At 71.6% G+C, this 17485-nt stretch carries 13 protein-coding genes; 2 read left to right on the top strand and 11 right to left on the bottom strand.

The annotated features are described in order from the left end of the window. Window positions 1-8: 8 nt before the first annotated feature. From ASF39_RS15445 to ASF39_RS15430, 4 genes are all read right to left on the bottom strand, one after another. Window positions 9-284: a DUF5076 domain-containing protein gene (locus ASF39_RS15445; protein WP_056285486.1), complete on the bottom strand. Its 276-nt coding sequence runs from the start codon at window positions 282-284 to the stop codon at window positions 9-11. 10 nt (window positions 285-294) lie between these two features. Beyond that, window positions 295-1743, bottom strand: a complete 1449-nt coding sequence (locus ASF39_RS15440; protein WP_056285483.1) for a pyruvate dehydrogenase complex E1 component subunit beta — start codon at window positions 1741-1743, stop codon at window positions 295-297. Between the two features lie 55 nt (window positions 1744-1798). Further along, a complete protein-coding gene (pdhA, locus tag ASF39_RS15435; protein ID WP_156387826.1) occupies window positions 1799-2815 on the bottom strand; it encodes a pyruvate dehydrogenase (acetyl-transferring) E1 component subunit alpha in 1017 nt (338 codons plus the stop codon). 259 nt (window positions 2816-3074) lie between these two features. Continuing rightward, window positions 3075-3386 (bottom strand): septum formation initiator family protein, encoded by a 312-nt coding sequence (locus tag ASF39_RS15430; protein ID WP_055889490.1) that lies wholly within the window; start codon window positions 3384-3386, stop codon window positions 3075-3077. 103 nt (window positions 3387-3489) lie between these two features. Here ASF39_RS15430 and ASF39_RS15425 point away from each other — a divergent pair, with 103 nt between their 5' ends. Together ASF39_RS15425 and mntR are read left to right on the top strand one after the other, a co-directional pair. Further along, the gene (locus tag ASF39_RS15425; protein ID WP_056285775.1) at window positions 3490-4437 is read left to right on the top strand and encodes a LysR substrate-binding domain-containing protein; all 948 of its coding nucleotides are present in this window, start codon (window positions 3490-3492) and stop codon (window positions 4435-4437) included. 62 nt (window positions 4438-4499) lie between these two features. Further along, window positions 4500-4952: a manganese-binding transcriptional regulator MntR gene (gene mntR / locus ASF39_RS15420; RefSeq protein WP_055889292.1), complete on the top strand. Its 453-nt coding sequence runs from the start codon at window positions 4500-4502 to the stop codon at window positions 4950-4952. A gap of 9 nt (window positions 4953-4961) precedes the next feature. Here mntR and ASF39_RS15415 read toward each other — a convergent pair whose 3' ends face one another. The 7 genes from ASF39_RS15415 to ASF39_RS15385 form a co-directional block, all read right to left on the bottom strand. Then, window positions 4962-6248 (bottom strand): type III PLP-dependent enzyme, encoded by a 1287-nt coding sequence (locus ASF39_RS15415; RefSeq protein WP_056285480.1) that lies wholly within the window; start codon window positions 6246-6248, stop codon window positions 4962-4964. Then, window positions 6241-7749 carry an AMP-binding protein gene (locus tag ASF39_RS15410; RefSeq protein ID WP_056285475.1) on the bottom strand — a complete coding sequence of 503 codons (1509 nt, stop codon included), beginning with the start codon at window positions 7747-7749 and terminating at the stop codon, window positions 6241-6243. Before ASF39_RS15410 ends, ASF39_RS15415 begins: the two co-directional genes overlap by 8 nt. Window positions 7750-7757: 8 nt before the next feature. Continuing rightward, window positions 7758-8030 (bottom strand): acyl carrier protein, encoded by a 273-nt coding sequence (locus ASF39_RS15405; RefSeq protein ID WP_055889284.1) that lies wholly within the window; start codon window positions 8028-8030, stop codon window positions 7758-7760. A 142-nt stretch (window positions 8031-8172) separates the two neighbouring features. After that, a complete protein-coding gene (locus ASF39_RS15400; protein WP_055889281.1) occupies window positions 8173-10335 on the bottom strand; it encodes a molybdopterin oxidoreductase family protein in 2163 nt (720 codons plus the stop codon). Window positions 10336-10559: 224 nt separating this feature from the next. Continuing rightward, window positions 10560-11492: a transglutaminase family protein gene (locus ASF39_RS15395; RefSeq protein WP_056285473.1), complete on the bottom strand. Its 933-nt coding sequence runs from the start codon at window positions 11490-11492 to the stop codon at window positions 10560-10562. Beyond that, window positions 11489-14008 carry a circularly permuted type 2 ATP-grasp protein gene (locus ASF39_RS15390; protein WP_056285470.1) on the bottom strand — a complete coding sequence of 840 codons (2520 nt, stop codon included), beginning with the start codon at window positions 14006-14008 and terminating at the stop codon, window positions 11489-11491. The genes ASF39_RS15395 and ASF39_RS15390 overlap by 4 nt, the downstream gene beginning before the upstream one ends. After that, entirely contained in the window at window positions 14005-17268 is a 3264-nt protein-coding gene (locus ASF39_RS15385) for a transglutaminase family protein (RefSeq protein ID WP_056285467.1), read from the bottom strand. Before ASF39_RS15385 ends, ASF39_RS15390 begins: the two co-directional genes overlap by 4 nt. Window positions 17269-17485: the final 217 nt, after the last annotated feature.

Here is a 17485-nt window from a genome sequence, read left to right as displayed (position 1 = left end):
ATGCGCCGCTAGTTGAAGCCGCCGGGGTCGAGGCTCTCGGCCTCCCACCCGGCGCGGATGCGTTCGAACGCTTCGTCCTCCGACATCCCGGTCTCGAGGCCGTAGGCGCGCGCGGCCTGACGGGCGAGGTCGCTGAGAAGCCGCCCCCAGGTCGCGGGGTCGTCGAAGGAGCGGCGCAGGGCCACGCTGATCGCGCCGTCCACGACGGCGGCGCGCAGGACCTCGATTCCGCCCTGTTCGAGGGCGTCCGGCGGCACGGCCAGTTCGACGAAGGACTCGCTCACGGTCTGCGCCTCAGCGATAGCAGACCGCCTTGGCCGCCTCGACCACCTCGGCGACGTTGGGGAGCGCCAGCTTCTCGAGGTTGGCCGCATACGGCATCGGCACGTCCTTGCCGGTCACGCGCAGGACAGGCGCGTCGAGGTAGTCGAAGGCGTCCACCATCAGGCGGGCGACGATCTCGGCGCCGATGCCCGACTGCGGGAATCCCTCCTCCACGGTGACGCAGCGGCCGGTCTTCTTCACCGATTCCACCACCGTGGCGGTGTCCATCGGGCGCAGGGTGCGCAGGTCGATCACCTCCGCCTCGATGCCCTGTTCGGCCAGCGCCTGGGCGGCCTTGAGGGCATAGGTCATGCCGATGGAGAAGGAGACGATGGTCACGTCCTTGCCGGTGCGGTGGACCTTGGCCTTGCCGATCGGCACCACGAAGTCGTCGAGCTTCGGCACGGGGAAGGTCTGGCCGTAGAGGATCTCGTTCTCGAGGAAGATCACCGGGTTGGGATCGCGGATGGCGGCCTTGAGCAGGCCCTTGGCGTCGGCGGCGGTGTAGGGGGCCACCACCTTCAGGCCGGGCACGTTGGAGTACCAGGCCGAGTAGTCGTGGCTGTGCTGAGCGCCGACGCGGGCGGCCGCACCGTTGGGGCCACGGAACACGATCGGGCAGCCGAGCTGGCCGCCGGACATGTAGAGTGTCTTGGCCGCCGAGTTGATGATGTGGTCGATCGCCTGCATGGCGAAGTTGAAGGTCATGAACTCGACGATGGGCTTGAGGCCGGTATAGGCTGCGCCCACCGCGATGCCGGCGAAGCCGTGCTCGGTGATCGGTGTGTCGACCACCCGGCGCGCGCCGAACTCCTGCAGCAGCCCCTGCGTGATCTTGTAGGCGCCCTGGTACTCGGCGACCTCCTCGCCGATCACGAAGACGTCGTCGTCCTTGCGCATCTCCTCGGCCATGGCGTCGCGCAGGGCCTCGCGCACGCTCGTCGTCACCATCTCGGTGCCGGCGGGATAATCCTCCATCACCTCGGCCCGGGCCTTGGTGGTGATCACGGCCGGGGCGGCGGGGGCGTTGGGCGTGTCGTCGGCGGTCTTGGCGGTGGGGGCGCTCTGCGCGGCCTGCCCCTCCGCCTGCATGTCGGGGGTCGGCGCGGGCGGCTCGGCCGCGGCGCCGTTCGCCTTCGGCTTGCCGCCGCCGCTGGCCGCCGCCGCCACGTCCTCGCCCTCGGCGGCGATGATGGCGATCGGCGTGTTGACCTTCACGCCCTCGGCGCCCTCCTCCACGAGGATCTTGGCGAGGATGCCCTCGTCGATGGCCTCGACCTCCATCGTCGCCTTGTCGGTCTCGATCTCGGCGAGGACGTCGCCGGACTTGACCGCGTCGCCCTCCTTCTTGAGCCATTTGGCGAGCTTGCCCTCCTCCATGGTGGGCGAGAGGGCGGGCATCAGGATGTCGGTCGCCATAGGGTACTCTGTCGATCGAGGATGAAGCGGGCGGCCCCGTCGTCTCGTGGGTGCGTCAGGCGCGCGCCTCGAGCAGGATGTCCGTCCAGAGTTCCGAGGGGTCCGGCTCGGGGTCGTGGGTCGCGAACTCGGCCGATTCGTTGACGACCTCGCGCACCTTGGCGTCGGTGGCCTTGAGCTCGGCCTCCGGCACGCCGTGCGCCTCGATCAGGCGCTTGCGCACCATCTCGATGGGGTCGTGCTCGTCGCGCATCTTCGAGACCTCGTCCTTCGACCGGTACTTGGCCGGGTCGGACATCGAGTGGCCGCGATAGCGGTAGGTCTGCATCTCCAGGATGTAGGGGCCTTCGCCCGAGCGGGCGTGGGCGATGGCGCGGGCCGCCGCCTCGCGGACCGTGCGCACGTCCATCCCGTCGACCTGCTCGCCGGGGATGCCGAAGGAGATGCCGCGCTTGGAAAAATCGGTCTGGGCCGAGGCGCGGGCCACCGAGGTGCCCATGGCGTAGCGGTTGTTCTCGATCACGTAGACGACCGGCAGCTTCCAGAGCTGGGCCATGTTGAAGCTCTCGTAGACCTGGCCCTGGTTGGCGGCGCCGTCGCCCATGTAGGTCATGCTGACCTGGCCGTTCTTGCGGTAGGCGTCGGCGAAGCCCAGCCCGGTCCCGAGGGAGACCTGGGCGCCGACGATGCCGTGGCCGCCGAAGAATTGCTTCTCACGGGAGAACATGTGCATCGAGCCGCCCTTGCCGCGGCTGTAGCCGCCGCGGCGTCCGGTCAGTTCGGCCATGACGCCCTTGGGGTCCATGCCGCAGGCCAGCATGTGGCCGTGGTCGCGGTAGCCGGTGATGACCTGGTCGCCCTCGACCGAGGCCATCTGCATGCCGATGACGACCGCTTCCTGGCCGATGTAGAGGTGGCAGAACCCGCCGATCAGCCCCATCCCGTAGAGCTGGCCCGCCTTCTCCTCGAAGCGGCGGATCAGCAGCATCTCGTGATAGGCGTGGAGGTCTTCGTCCTTGGTGAACTGCGGCGTGTTCGGGGCCGGGGCGTGGCCGGGGTCGCTCTCGCGCATCGCCTTGGCGGCTTCGGCTGTGGCGTGACCCGCTTCGTTCGCGGCATCCATCGGCGACCTCCCGTGAACTGCTCTCGTGGCGAGGAGTCTTAGGGCAGGGTCCGGGGGAAAGCGAGGGCCGGCACGGCGCGGAGTGAAGCAACCGCCGGTTCTGTCACTCGTCCAAGTTTCATGCCGGGTTTCGCGGCGGGCGCGTGCTCGGCCCGTCGCGCCGCCGGAACGGATCGCGGCAACCGCGGTGCGCCGGCGCGCCCCGTTTTCAGGGATCGATGATCACCACGTCGTTGGCGTGGACGCGGCCGAGCATCACCCGGGCGCGCTCCTCCAGGAGGTCGCGGTCGATCTGGTCCGACCGCAGCAGCGCGACCCGGTGCTCCCAGATCGCCCGGTCGGCCCGTGCGGCCGCGAGTTCCTGGTTGAGGCCGTAGGCCTGGATCTTGAGGGCGCGCTTGGCGACGAGGCCGCGGTTGCCGCTCTCGGCCTGCTGCACGAAATAGGTCACGACGAGCGCCGACACGGCGAAGAGGCCGAGGGGCATCAGGACGGAACGGACGCGGCGACGGACAACCATGGTGCGCAGCATCGGGCGACAAGGTTAAGGAAGTGCTGATCGCACCCGGTTCGTTTCACGCGGATCCGGCAGGACGCGCGGCGATTAGGAAACCGGCCCGATGATGCGTTTCGACCTCGTCGATCTCAGCCTGTTCCGCCACGTGGTCGAGGCCGGCTCGATCACCCACGGCGCGGCGCGGGCCAACCTGGCGCTGGCGGCGGCCTCCGCCCGGGTGCGGGGGATGGAGGAGACCCTGGGGGCCGCCCTCCTCATCCGCAGCCGCCAGGGCGTCGCCCTCACCCCGGCGGGCCGGACCCTGCTCGCCCACGCCCGCGTCCTGCTCGACCGTGTCGAGCGGATGCAGGGGGAGCTGGCCGCCTACGCCGGCGGCACGGTGGGGCAGATCAGGCTCCTGTCGAACACCAACGCGCTCACCGAATTCCTGCCCGAAGTGCTCAGCGCCTACCTCGGCCGCCACCCCGGCGTCAGCGTCGACATCGAGGAGCGGACCTCGGACGAGATCGTCGGCCTCGTGGCCGAGGGCGCGGCCGATCTCGGCATCGTGGCCGGCACCGTCGATACCGGCACCCTCCAGACCTATCCGTTCCGGCAGGACCGCTTCGTGGTGGTGGTGGCGCCCGGCCACGCCCTGGCCGCCGCCGAGGCGGCGAGCTTCGCCGACGTGCTCGCCCACGACCTCGTCGGGCTCGACCGGGCGAGCGCCCTCACCCGGTTCCTGGCCGACAAGGCCGGGCGCATCGATGGCCGCTCCCTGCGGCTGCGGGTGCAGCTGCGCAGCTTCGATGCGGTCTGCCGCCTCGTCGAATGCGGGGTCGGGGTCGGCATCGTGCCGGAGACCACGGCCCGGCGTGCCATGCGCGGCATGGCCATCGGCATCGTGCCGCTCACCGACCCATGGGCCCTGCGCGACCTCACCCTGTGCCTGCGCGCGCTCGACGCCCTGCCCGCCTTCGCGCGGGATTTCGTGGCGCACCTGCGCAGCGCACCACCCCTCGAATCCCGTGCGAACCCGTCCGGGGGGCTCCCATCCGGGGCCGGGCTTGGCTAAACAGGAGCCGGACGGCACCGCGCGACGCGGCGCCGCAGCGACCGCGAGAGTCAGCCGGCATCATGCGCGAACCCTCCCGATCCGAGGCCGAGGTGCCTCTCATCGATCCGGACGTGCATGTGGAGAGCTTCCGCCAGGCGCGCGAGGCCCGGCGCCTGGAACTGGTCGAGGATTACGTCGAGCTCATCTCCGACCTGATCGGCGACGGCGGCGAGGCGCGGCAGGTCGACATCGCCGCGCGCCTGGGCGTCGCCCAGCCCACCGTCGCCAAGATGCTCAAGCGCCTGGCCGAGGACGGCTTCGTGCAGCAGCGGCCCTACCGCGGCGTCTTCCTCACCGCCGCCGGCCAGGCCCTGGCCGCCCAGAGCCGGGAGCGCCACCGCATCGTCGAACTGTTCCTGTGTGCGCTCGGCGTCAGCCCGGAGACGGCGCGTCGCGACGCGGAAGGCATCGAGCACCACGTCAGCGCCGAGACGCTGGAAGCCTTCCGGCGCTATTCCGAGCGGGGCGCCTGAGCGACCGGTTCATGGCGAGCCGATCCGCGCCGCGCGGCCTGCGTCCACCAGCACTTCCGCCGGGAGCGGGTGGCTCAGGAAACCGGTGGGGCTGGCGGTGAGGCCGTAGGCGCCCGACTGCAGCACCGCGACGAGGTCGCCCTCGGCGAGATCCGGCAGCGCCGTCGCCCGCGCCAGCATGTCGAGGGGCGTGCACAGGGGGCCGACCACGGCGCAGGGGCTGCGCGGGCTGTCGGGGGCCTCGCGCACCGCGCTCACCGGATAGTCGCGCTTGATCACCTGGCCGAGGTTGCCCGAGGCCGCCAGGTGGTGATGGAGGCCGCCGTCGGTGATGAGGAAGCGGGTGCCGCGCGAGACCTTCACCGCCCGCACCCGTGCGACGTAGATCCCGGCCGGACCGGCGAGGTAGCGGCCGGGTTCCAGGACGACGCGGGCGCCCGCCAGCCCCGGATGCGCGGCGAGGCTCCGTGCGAGGGCCGGCACGCCCGCGCGGATCGCGTCGAGGTCGAGGTCGGAATCGGAGGCGAAATACGGGATGCCGAGGCCGCCGCCGAGGTCGATCGTGGCCAGTGGCCGGCCGATCCGGTCGGCCACCCGCGCGGCCAGGGCGAGCCCATGGCCCCATTGCGCCAGCAGCGTCGCGGCCATGAGCCCCTGCGTCCCGGCGAACAGGTGGATGCCGGAGAGCGCCAGGCCGGGCTCGGCCTCGACGGCATCGACCACCGCGTCGAGGTCCTCCTCGTCGAAGCCGAACGGCGAGGGTTTTCCGCCCATGCGCATGGCCCCGCCCTGCGCCTCGGGGCCGGGGTTGATCCGGATCGCCACCCGCGCGATGCGTCCGTGGCGTCTGGCGGCCGCGGCGACGCGGGCCATCTCCTCGGCGTTCTCGAGATGGATCTCGCCGATGCCGGCGGCCACCACCCGGTCGATCTCCGTCTCGCCCTTGCCCGGCCCGGCGAACAGGATGCGGTCCGCCGCCAGCCCTGCCCCCAGGGCCGCCTCGAACTCGGCGCCCGAGGCAATCTCGGCGCCCGCCCCCTCCTGCGCGAACACCCGGATCACCGCCGGGGCGGGGTTGGCCTTGACCGAGTAGTCCACCTGCGCGAACCCGGCCACCGCCCCTGCCAGGGCGCGATAGGCGGAGCGCATCACCGCCGCGTCGTAGAGGAACAGCGGCGTGCCGTAGGTGTCGGCGAGGGCTGCGACGGACAGGCCGCCGATCGTGAGGCCGCCCTCCCCGTCCCGGGGAAAGTGGCGCGCGATCAGGCGGTCGGCGAGGTCGGCCGGCTCAGGCATGGTCGCTTGGGGCATGATCGGTCCGTTCCGCGACGAGGCGGGTGTAGTCGACCTTGCCGTTGGGGGTGACGGGCAGCGCCTCCACCGCCTCGACGGCGCGGGGCACCATGTGGGGGGCCAGACGCGTCCGCACCCGCGTCATCGCGGCCTGCGTCGAGGGCCCATCCTGCGCCGCCACCGCCACCGCATGCACGCGCTGGCCGAGGTCGGGATCGGGCAGGCCGATCACCGCCACGGAGCGGAAGGCGCCCGTCTCCATCAGGGCCGCCTCGACCTCGTTGGGGCTGATGCGGAACCCCGCACTCTTGATGAGGGCGTCGGCCCGGCCGAGGAAGGTGAAGTAACCGTCGGCGTCCACCACCGCGAGGTCGTCCGAGCGGCACACCGGAGGCGCGGCGGGATCGTCCGGATCGGGCACGATCACCCGCGCGGTGTCCTCGGGCCGGTTCCAGTAGCCGAGCGACACGGTGGGGCCGCGGTGCATCAGGATGCCCGGCTCGCCCGGCCCGGTGCGGCGCCCCCGGGCATCGACGCAGAAGACCTCCGTCTCGGGGATGGCCCGGCCGATGGAGCCGGGGCGCCGGGCGACCTCGCCCGGCGGCAGCCAGGTCGAGCGGAAGGCTTCCGTCAGCCCGTACATCAGGACGATGTCGGTGTCCGGCAGGGCCCGGGCCAGGCGGGCCACGGTCTCGGGCGGCACCGCGCCGCCCGAATTGGTGAGGTAGCGCAGGTGCGGCAGCGCCGTGGCGGCGAGGCTGGGGGCGGCCCGGGTCAGGAGCGTCCACAGGGTCGGCACCCCCGCGAGCCCGGTGATGCGGTGTTCGGCCAGCGCCGCCACCAGCGCATCCCCGAACCGAACCCGGTGCAGCACGAGGCAGGCCCCCTGCTCCACGCTCGTCAGCAGCTGGTTTAGGCCGTAGTCGAACGACAGCGGCAGCACCGAGAGCAGGCGGTCGTCGGGCCCGATCCCGAGGTAGCCCCGCACGATCCGGGTGCCGGCCAGGAGGTTGGCGTGGCTGAGCATCACCCCCTTGGGCAACCCGGTGGAGCCGGAGGTGTAGAGGATCGCCGCGAGGTCTTCCGGAGGAGGCGGGCCGTCCCGCGGTGCCAGCGCGAAGACGCGGACGGTGTCGTCCGGGCGGTCGCCGCCCCCGAGGGACAGCGGATCGGAGGTCGCGTCGCTCACCAGCGCGCCGGCCCCGCAATCGTCCAGGATGTGCCGGACCTGGGGCGGCTTCAGGCTCGGATGGATCGGCACAACGACCCCGCCCGCGAGGCTCACGGCGAAGATCGCGGCACATTCCGCCGCCGATTTCGGCAGGAGGATCCCGACCCGGTCACCCGCCCCCACCCCCGCCGTCCTCAGGCGGTCGGCCAGAACCGTCACCCGGCCGCGCAGGGCGTCGTAGCTCACGCGGTCGGCGCCATCGACGATGGCCTCGCGCCCGCCCGCGCAGGGCGGACCGTCGAGGAGGTGGTGCAGCAGGCGTGGGACGGCCATGCCGGTGGTCAGGCCCGCACCCGCCTGCCGTCGATGGACCGGGCTAGGGCGTCGACGCTCTCGAAGTTGGGAAGCGCGAAGCTCTCCTCGTCCACGGGCACGTCGAAGCGCTCGCCCAGCTCCATCAGGAGGTCGAGCACCCCGATCGAATCGAGGACGTCGCTGGTGACGAGGGAGGTCGCCCCGGTCACCGCGCCGGGCGCGATGCCGGGATTGCGGCTGGCGACGAAGGCGAGGATGGCCTCGCGCACGGCGGCTTCGCTCGGACTCAACACGGCCATGCTCCCGGCTCGGCGCCGACCTGCGCCGTTCGCGCCCTTAGCGAGGGCTGCGGGACAAGTCCACAGGGCCGTCGCGCCATGACATGCGCGACAGCAGGCGCCCTTTCGGGCGCCTGTGCTCGTCGTGACGACCCGCGGGGGCTCAGTTGGCGCGCGACACCTCGACGAGGTTGTCGGAGAAGGACGGGGCGTGGCCCATGTCGGTGAAGGCCGACGAGCTGATGCTGTTGACCGTGCCGTCGTTGAGCTGGCGCCAGTAGCCCAGCGTTGCCACGACGATGCCGGCCCTGACGTCCTCGGTGATGCGCGCCACGCCCTTGAAGGCGCCGCGGTCGTTGGCGACCTGGACGCGGTCGCCGTCCCTGATCCCGCGCGCGTCGGCGTCGGCTTGACTGATCATCACGAACTGCTCGCCCTGGCCCTTCTGCTTGTCCTCCATGTTGGCGTAGCAGGAGTTCAGGAAGTAGTGGCTTTTCGGCGAGACGATGTTGAGCGGGAAGCGCCTGGCGAGCTCCGGATCGTTCGCGTGGGACTCGCGGGGGCCGAGGTAGTCGGGCAGCGGGTCGAGCGCCTCGCCGGGCTGGAAGCCCTCGTACATCTGCCGGAACGGCGGGGCGACGAAGTTCGTGGCGCCCTCGACCTTGAGCATGCACTTGCCGGTGGGCGTCGGGAAGTTGCCTTCCCGGTGCGGCGCCCGGTCGTCCGGCGTGCCGACCTTGAGTCGGGCGAAGCCGTTCTCGCGCATGTACTGGAGATCGATGCCCTCGCAGGCCGGCGCGTTCCAGTCCACGTAGTGCTCCAGGCACTCCGTGTCGGTCCACTTGAAGTTCTCCTCCTCGAAGCCGAGCCGGGCGGCCAGCCGCCGGAAGATCTCGTTGTTGGGGATGGCCTCCCCCGGCGCCTCGGCGCACTTGGTGTTGTAGGTCAGGTAGAGGTGGCCCCAGGACAGGATCATGTCCTCCATCTCCGCGCCCATCGTGGCGGGGAGCAGGATGTCGGCGTAGGCTGCGGTGTCCGAGACGAAGTGCTCGGCCGAGACCATGAACAGGTCCTCGCGCATCAGCCCGGCGACGATCTTGTCGGTCTCGGGCGCCTGCGTGACCGGGTTCGAGTTCCAGCACATCATCGACATGATCGGCGGGTCGAGCTGCAATTCGCCGGTGAGCGCGCGTCCGATCTGCAGGTTCGAGACGACCCGGGTGCCTTCCGGGATCAGGTCGGGCCGGCACATCACGTCGAACTTGTAGGGGTGCTCCCAGACGCCGAACTGCGTGACGCCGCCGCCGACGTGGCGCCAGGCGCCGGTCAGCGCCGGGATCGAGGACACCGCCCGGATGGTCTGGCCGCCGCCGTAGTGCCGCTCCAGCGCCACGCCCATGCGGATGCCCACGGGCTGCTCAGTGGCCATCTCGCGGGCGAGCGTGCGGATGTCCTCGGCCGGGATGCCGGTGATCTCGGCGGCCCATTCCGGCGTACGCGGAGCGGCACGCTCCTTCAGGTCCTCGAAACCGACCGTGTAGTTGTCGACGTAGTCCTGGTCGACGAGGCCCTGTTCGATGATGGAGTTGATCAGCGCCATGGCGAGCGCGCCGTCGGTGCCGGGCTTGGGCGCGATGTGCCAGTCGGCGGCCTTGGCGGTGCGCGAGGCGTAGGCATCGATCACGACGACCTTGGCGCCCTTTTTCTGGGCGTCCTTGACGATGGCCCAATGGTGCAGGTTGGTGCTGACCGAGTTGCAGGCCCAGATCACGATGTATTTGGAGTGGATGTAGCTGTCCGGGTCGAGGCCCGCGGTGGGGCCGACCGTGAGCAGCCAGGCCGTGCACGAGCCCTCGCCGCAGAAGGTGCGCTCGGTCACCGTGGCGCCCAGGCGGTTGAAGAAGGCGTCGCCGCCGTTCAGCCCGTGCACGAGGCCCTGGTTGCCGAGGTAGCTGTAGGGGGCGATGGCCTCGGGGCCGTACTGGTCGACGATGCCCTTCCAGCGCGTGACGATCGTGTCGAGGGCCTCGTCCCAGGTGATGCGCTCGAACTGCTTCGAGCCCTTCGGGCCGACCCGCTTCATCGGGTAGAGCAGACGATCGGGATGGTAGTGGCGCTTCTCGTAGTCCTTGAGCTTCACGCACAGGCCGCCGCGGGTCATCGGATGGTCCGGGTTGCCGCGTACGCTCAGGAGCTCGCCATCCTTCACCTCGAACAGCATCGAGCAGGTGTCGGGACAGTCGTGCGGGCAGCCGCCGAAGAAGGTCTCGGTCAGGCTCTCGGCCTGGGCGACGAGCAGCGAGTCGGGCTTGACGATCTCGTTCATGTTTCCTCCACGGCCGAGCGTCCCGCCTTATTGTTCCTGGCGGGCCGGCCCGATGCGCCGGAGCATGCACGAAAGGTATAGGAATTCCAATTCCAGGTCGGTCCACGGTCCGACCAGGTGCCGTCGTCGAAGCTTATGAGGATGAGCCCGGACACTCCGGTTTCCCGGGCGGGGCGACCGCCGTCGGCCGGCGATCCTGCGAAGCGGAGGTGGACTCGCCCGGGTCAGGCCGTGGCGGCCTCGGGCTCGGCCCGTTCGAACTCCGCGACCTCGGGCGGCATCGCCTCGCCCTCGGGGATCACGTCCACCTCCACCCGCAGCTTCTGCGAGCCGGAGGAGGAGACGATGCCGTCGATGGGGGAGACGTCGGTGTAGTCGCGGCCGCGCGCCACCAGGATGTGGTCGTCGCGCACGCCGATGCCGTTGGTGGGGTCGAGGCCGATCCAGCCCTGCCCGCACCAGACCGCGACCCAGGCGTGGCTGGCGTCCGCCCCGCGCAGGCGCGGCCGGCCCGGCGGCGGGATGGTGCGCAGGTAGCCGCTGACGTAGGCCGCCGGCAGGCCGAGGCCGCGCAGGGCCGCGATCATGATGTGGGCGAAGTCCTGGCAGACGCCGGCGCGCAGGGCGAAGGATTCCGCCAGGGGGGTCTGCACGGTGGTGGCCTTGGAATCGAACCGGAAATCGGCCCGGATGCGCATCATCAGGTCGAAGGCGCCGCCGTAGGCGCTGCGGCCGGGCGGGAAGCTGGCGCGGGCGTAGTCGGTCACCTCCGCCACCAGGGGCACCCGCACGCTCGGGAACAGGAAGTGTATCGGCGCCTCGGGCGCCAGCGACCGCGACGCCAGGGCGGACAGGCGGACCTCCTCCCAGCTCGGGCCGGATTCGGGCTCGGGCAGGGCCGGTCGCTCCACCAGCACCCGCGACAGGGCCTCGACCCGCAGTTCGCTGTGGACCGCGTCGATGGTCACCGCCTCGGTCTCCAGGCCGAAGTAGTCGCGCCGCACGATGCGGGTGCGCGGGGTCGGTGAGATCGTGAGGGTGCTCTCCAGCACCCGCTGGCCGTCGCCGTCCTGGGGCCGCAGGCGCAGGGCGCAGCGGGCGAAGCGGACCGGCTTGCCGTAGCGATAGCGGGTGAGGTGGCGCAGCGTGTAGATCACGCGAGCCCCATCAGCTTCTCGGGCCGCAGGGCATGCGGGCCGTTGGGGAAGTAGCGCCCGGCGATGGCGTCGGCCAGGCTCTCGAACGAGGCCTCCAGGCGGGCCAGCGTCGCGCTCTCGAAGTCCACCGCCTCGCCGGTGGAGAACTCGGCCCGCAGCTGCAGGGCGAGGCGCCGGTGCGGCTCGGGCAGGCCGTCGGCGCGCAGGGCCGGCAACTCGTCGAGGTGGCGCACGATCGCCTCGATCTGGAAGGCCACCGAGCGGGGGTTGAAGGCGTCGAGCAGCACCATGTCCCGCACCGGATCGAGGGCGACGCCGTGCATGTAGCGCGCGCCGTAGGTGATATGCGAGTCGCACAGCGACAGCATCACCGCCAGGTCCTCGGCCCCCGCCTCGTCGCCGGCGAACCGCACCGCCAGGGCGCTGGTGTTGATCGCCCGCTCGATGCGCCGGCCGAGGTCGACGAAGTGCCAGCCGGCGGTGCGGTTCATGTTCTCGCCGGCCAGCCCCGAGAGGGCGGCGATGTGGCTGAGCGCCCGCTCGGCGAGGCCGAGCAGCTCCGCCTCCGAGCGCGCCTCGCCGTCGTCGTGGTCGAGGGCGTCGCGCAGGTCCGTGAGCACCCGCCAGGCCTCGCTGGAGAGGCGCTCGCGCAGGGAGGCGGCGTTGTCCCGCGCCGACAGCCCGTGCGCCAGGGCCGAGCCGTGGGTCTTGCGACCGCACAGGGCCTCGCGGGCGATGGCGACGGTGGGCAGGTCGGGCGCGCTGATGGCGCCCCATTCGTCGAGGAGCGCCCGGATGCGCAGGGCGGTGGGCGCCTTGGCGTCGCCGGCCAGATCCGCCACCACCGCGTCGCCGACGCTGCCCAGATGCGCGATGACGAGGCGGATCACGATCTCGGCGCGCTCGACGTAGCGACCGAACCAGAACAGGTTGTCGGCCGCCCGCGACGGCAGGTGCCCGGCGATGCGCCGCACACGGGGCGCGCCCTGCTGGATCAGCGAGACCGATTCCACCGGCCGGTTCGACAGGACCCACACGTCCGCCGACTTGATGCCCGCCCGCATCTCGATGGGGGCGACGTCCGGCCGTTCGGAGATGCGGCAGAACCCGCCGGGCATGACGCGCCAGCCCTCGGGGGTGGCGGCCGCGAACACCCGCATCACGAACGGGCGCGGCACCAGGCGCAGCCCGCCCGGGCCCCGCTCCCAGCCGGGGGTGGTGGAGAGGGGCGCCGCTTCCTCTGCGATGAAGTCGAACGGCCGGTCGCGCAGGGCCGAGACCAGGCGCTCGCGCTCGGCCTCCAGCGCGTGGGGGCCGAGGATGGCGTCGCGGGCCATGCCCTTGCCGGGGGTCGCCACCGGGCGGAGGGTGAGGCCATCGAGGTGGTCGCGGACATGGGCGAGGGCGTCGGGATCGCCGCACCACCACGAGCGCGGCCCCGGCAGCGACAGGCCGTGCCCGAGCACGTGCCGGGCGATGCCGCCGAGGTAGGGCGAGAGCGCGCCCGACTCGAGGATGCCCGAGCCCGGCATGTTGCCCACGACCAGGTGGCCCCCGCGCAGGGCTTCGACCAGCCCGGGCACCCCCAGCCGCGAGGCCGGGTTGAGTTCGAGGGGGTCCATGTAGTCGGAATCGATCCGCCGCCACAGGACGTCGGCTCGCTTGAGGCCCGAGACGGTGCGCACGTGCAGCACCCCGTCCTGGGTGACGAGGTCGTCGCCCTCCACCAGCAGCAGCCCGAGGTAGCGCGCCAGCGCCGCCTGCTCGACGTAGGTCGAGCTCATCGGCCCGGAGGTCAGCAGGCAGATGCGCGGATCGCTGCGCTGGGCCCCCACCGCCAGGCCCTCGCGAAACGCCTGGAAGAAGCTCGCCAGCCGCTCGACGTGGAGGTCGGTGTAGAGGTCGGGGAAGGCGCGGGTGAGCACAAGCCGGTTCTCCAGGGCGTAGCCCGGGCCGGAGGGAGACTGCGTCCGGTCGGCGAGCACCCGCCAGCGCCCGTCGGGGCCGCGGCCGATGTCGGCGGCGTAGAGCTTGAGCCAGCGCCCGCCCGGCGGCGCGACGCCGTGGAGCGGCCGCAGGAACTCGGGGCTGCCGGCCACCGCGGCGGCGGGGAGCAGGCCCTGCGCCACCAGGCTGCCGGCGCCGTAGATGTCGGAGAGCACCCATTCCATCAGGCCGGCGCGCTCGACGATGCCCTCGCTCAAGGAGCGCCACTCGTCCTCCTCGATCACCAGCGGCATCGAGCCCAGCGGCCAGGCGTGGTCGCGCTGGTCGCCGTAGATCCGGTAGGAGACCCCGGCATCGCGGATGTGGCGCTCGGCGGAGGCGAAGCGGGCGCCGATCTCGGATTCGTCCATGGCGCCGAGGCGGTCGAGCACCCGCGGCCAGGCCCCCTTCACCCGGCCCTGGTCGTCCATGAACTCGTCCGGCACGCCCGCGTGCGGCCGGTAGCCGGCCGTCCAGCGGGCGATGCGCTGGCTCGGTGTCTCGTGCGCCGATCCCGAGGGCGGTGTCATGTCGGGGCCGGAACCCGCATGTCGAGGGTCATGGGGAACTCGCGGCTGCCCTCCTCGGGCGGCATCGCGACCTTGCCGGGGGTGTGGCCGTGCGCCTGGAACCGTGCGAGGCGCCGCCCCTCGGCCTCGTAGGTGTTGACCGGGAAGGTCTCGTAGTTGCGCCCGCCCGGATGGCTGACGTGGTAGCGGCAGCCGCCGAGCGAACGCCCGCTCCACGCATCGAGGATGTCGATGGTGAGGGGCGAATGGGCCGGAATCGTCGGGTGCATCGACGAGGCCGGTTGCCAGGCCTTGAAGCGCAGGCCCGCCACGGCCTCGCCGGAGACCCCGGTGGAGGTCATCGGCAGGCGCCGGCCGTTGCAGGCGATGACGTGGCGGCCGGGCACGAAGCCGGTGGCCTTCACCTGCAGGCGCTCCACCGAGGAATCGACGTAGCGCACGGTGCCGCCGATGGCGCCCTCTTCGCCGAGCACGTGCCAGGGCTCCAGGGCCTGGCGCAGTTCGAGGCTCACGCCGCCCTGCTCGATGCTGCCGAACACGGGGAAGCGGAACTCGAACTGCGCCTGGAAGGCGGCCGGGTCGAAGTCGTAGCCGGCCTCGCGCAGGTCCGCGAGGACGCCGAGGAAGTCGCTCCAGAGGAAGTGGGGCAGCATGAAGCGGTCGTGCAGCCCAGTGCCCCAGCGGACGCAGCCGCCACCTTGCGGCTCGCGCCAGGCCCAGGCCACGATGGCGCGCAGGAGGAGCTGCTGCGCCAGGCTCATGCGCGGGTCCGGCGGCATCTCGAAGGAGCGGAACTCGAGCAGCCCGAGGCGCCCCGTCGGCCCGTCCGGCGAGTACAGCTTGTCGATGCAGATCTCGGAGCGGTGGGTGTTGCCGGTGACGTCCACCAGGATGTTGCGGAAGATGCGGTCCACGAGCCAGCGCGGGATGTTGGGCTCGTCGGGCTTGGGCACCTGGGCCAGCGCGATCTCGAGTTCGTAGAGCCCGTCGTGGCGGGCCTCGTCCATGCGCGGGGCCTGGCTGGTGGGACCGATGTAGAGGCCGGCGAACAGGTACGAGAGCGAGGGGTGGCGCTGCCAGTACAGCACCAGGCTCTTGAGGAGGTCGGGCCGGCGCAGGAACGGCGAATCCGCCGGCGTGGCGCCGCCGAGCACCACGTGGTTGCCGCCGCCGGTGCCGGTGTGGCGCCCGTCGATCATGAACTTCTGGGCGCCGAGCCGGATCTGGCGGGCCTCCTCGTAGAGGTCGGTGGTGATGGCGACGGCCTCGCGCCAGCTGGCGGCGGGGTGCACGTTGACCTCGATCACGCCGGGATCGGGCGTGACCTTGATGACCCCGATGCGCGGATCGAACGGCGGCTCGTAGCCCTCGATGTGCAGGGGCTGGCCGAGGTCGGTGGCCACGGCCTCGAGGTGGCCGAGCAGTTCCAGGTACTCGTCCACCCGTTCGAGGGGCGGCATGAAGACGTGCAGCACGCCCTCGCGCGGCTCGATGGCCAGGGCGGTACGCACCGCCACCCCGGTGACGCCCGAGCCGTTGGCCGTCGTCGTGGCCGGCGCCGCCCCGGGCAGCGCCCCACGCTCTTCGAGCGGGTCCTGCGGCTGGTAGTAGGGATAGTGCTCGGGCGGCACGTAGGGGAGCGAGGACAGCGGCAGGCGGTAGCCCGCCGGGGAATCGCCCGGCGTGAGGAAGGCGTGGCCGCGCCGGAACTCCCAGGCCTCCGAGATCCAGCGCCGGGCGTCGTCCTCCCCCAGGGCGAGGCTCGCCAGCGGAAGGGCGAACCCGGTGGGCTCGCCCAGGCCCCGCTCGAACACCCGCTTCATGCGGGCGTTGGTCTCGGGGTTGGGGAACTTCGGGTCCGAGGTGGTGACGTTGACCGGCAGTTCGTCCTTCTTCTCCTGCCAGTAGACCGGGTCCTCGTAGGCCGGGAGCACGTAGGCCGACAGGCCGAGCTTGCCCGCGAGCCCGTCGATGAGGGCCTTGGCCTTTTGGATGTCGGCGTCGCGCGGGCCGGTCTCGGAGGCGATCAGGTCGGCGTCGCGCCAGATCGGCTGCCCGTCCTTGCGCCAGAACAGGGCGAAGGCCCAGCGCGGCAGGCTCTCGCCGGGATACCACTTGCCCTGGCCGTAGTGCAGCATGCCGCCGGGCGCGAACCGGGTGCGCAGGCGCCGGATCAGCTTGTCGGCGAGGCCCCGCTTGGTCGGCCCCACGGCGGAGGCGTTCCATTCGGCGGATTCGAAGTCGTCGATGGAGACGAAGGTCGGCTCGCCGCCCATGGTCAGGCGTACGTCCTGGGCCAGGAGGTCGGCGTCGATGCGCTCGCCCAGCGCATCCATCGCGGTCCAGACCGCGTCCGAGAACGGCTTGGTGATGCGCGGCGCCTCCGCCACGCGGGTCACGTTCATCTCGAAGCCGAAGGTCACCCCGGCCGGCTCGGCCAGGCCCGAGATCGGGGCCGCCGACTGGTAGTGCGGGGTCGCCGCCAGGGGGATGTGGCCCTCGCCGCACAGGAGGCCGGAGGTGGCGTCGAGCCCGATCCAGCCGGCACCCGGCAGGTAGACCTCGGCCCAGGCGTGGAGGTCGGTGAAATCGGTGGAGGTGCCGACCGGCCCGTCGACGGCGGTGGTGTCGGGAATGAGCTGGATCAGGTAGCCGGAGACGAAGCGGGCCGCCATGCCGAGGCGGCGCAGCACCTGCACCAGCAGCCAGGCGGAGTCGCGGCACGAGCCGCTCTTGAGGGTCAGGGTCTCGGCCGGCGTCTGGACGCCCGGCTCCATCCGCACGCCGTAGGCGACCTCGGCGGCGATCTGCGCGTTGAGCGCCACCAGGAACAGGACGGTGTTGGTCTCCGTCGGCAGCCGGGTCAGGAAGGCGTCGATCTCGGGGCCGGTGGCGTCGTCGGTGACGAGGTAGGGCTTCAGCTCGGCGGTGAGGTCGGCCTCGTAGGCGAACGGCCGGGTCTGGGCGTACTCCTCCACGAAGAAGTCGAACGGGTTGATCACCGCCATGTCGGCGGTGAGGTCGACCTGGATCTTCAGTTCGGTGGTCTTCTCGGGAAACACCAGCCGGGCGAGCCAGTTGCCGTTGGGGTCCTGCTGCCAGTTGATGAAGTGGTTCTCGGGCGTCACCGTGAGCGAATAGGCCGGCACCTTGGTGCGGGTGTGCGGCGCCGGACGCAGCCGCACCACCTGTGGCCCCAGCGCGATCGGCCGGTCGTAGGTGTAGTGGGTGACGTGGTGCAGGGCGGCTTTGATCGACACGGAGGCTCCCGCAAGTTCAGTCGAGGAGGCCGTGCCCGTCCCGCGCTCGGGATCGACACGGCGATGATCGAGGGACGGCCCGTCGGCCGCCCGTCACGATGCCGGCCCTCTATAGGCCGGCGATGGTAGGCCTGTAACCGGGCCGATGCGAATCCCGCAGGGCCCGGGGTGCGCGCGCCCGCTTCGTGAGCCGGCGGCGAGGCTTGGTGGCAAGCAA

The organism is Methylobacterium sp. Leaf108, from assembly GCF_001423265.1.
Taxonomy (GTDB): Bacteria; Pseudomonadota; Alphaproteobacteria; order Rhizobiales; family Beijerinckiaceae; genus Methylobacterium.
The sequence above is the reverse complement of the archived record's forward strand: the minus strand, read 5'-3'. Positions and strand labels throughout refer to the sequence as shown.

Coding starts and splice junctions, on each gene's coding strand:
- ASF39_RS15430 (WP_055889490.1), bottom strand. CDS start 3,386: ATGGTTGTCCGTCGCCGCGTCCGTTCCGTCCTGATGCCCCTCGGCCTC.
- pdhA (WP_156387826.1), bottom strand. CDS start 2,815: ATGCGCGAGAGCGACCCCGGCCACGCCCCGGCCCCGAACACGCCGCAG.
- ASF39_RS15390 (WP_056285470.1), bottom strand. CDS start 14,008: ATGACACCGCCCTCGGGATCGGCGCACGAGACACCGAGCCAGCGCATC.
- ASF39_RS15425 (WP_056285775.1), top strand. CDS start 3,490: ATGCGTTTCGACCTCGTCGATCTCAGCCTGTTCCGCCACGTGGTCGAG.
- ASF39_RS15440 (WP_056285483.1), bottom strand. CDS start 1,743: ATGGCGACCGACATCCTGATGCCCGCCCTCTCGCCCACCATGGAGGAG.
- ASF39_RS15410 (WP_056285475.1), bottom strand. CDS start 7,749: ATGGCCGTCCCACGCCTGCTGCACCACCTCCTCGACGGTCCGCCCTGC.
- ASF39_RS15405 (WP_055889284.1), bottom strand. CDS start 8,030: ATGGCCGTGTTGAGTCCGAGCGAAGCCGCCGTGCGCGAGGCCATCCTC.
- mntR (WP_055889292.1), top strand. CDS start 4,500: ATGCGCGAACCCTCCCGATCCGAGGCCGAGGTGCCTCTCATCGATCCG.
- ASF39_RS15415 (WP_056285480.1), bottom strand. CDS start 6,248: ATGCCTGAGCCGGCCGACCTCGCCGACCGCCTGATCGCGCGCCACTTT.
- ASF39_RS15400 (WP_055889281.1), bottom strand. CDS start 10,335: ATGAACGAGATCGTCAAGCCCGACTCGCTGCTCGTCGCCCAGGCCGAG.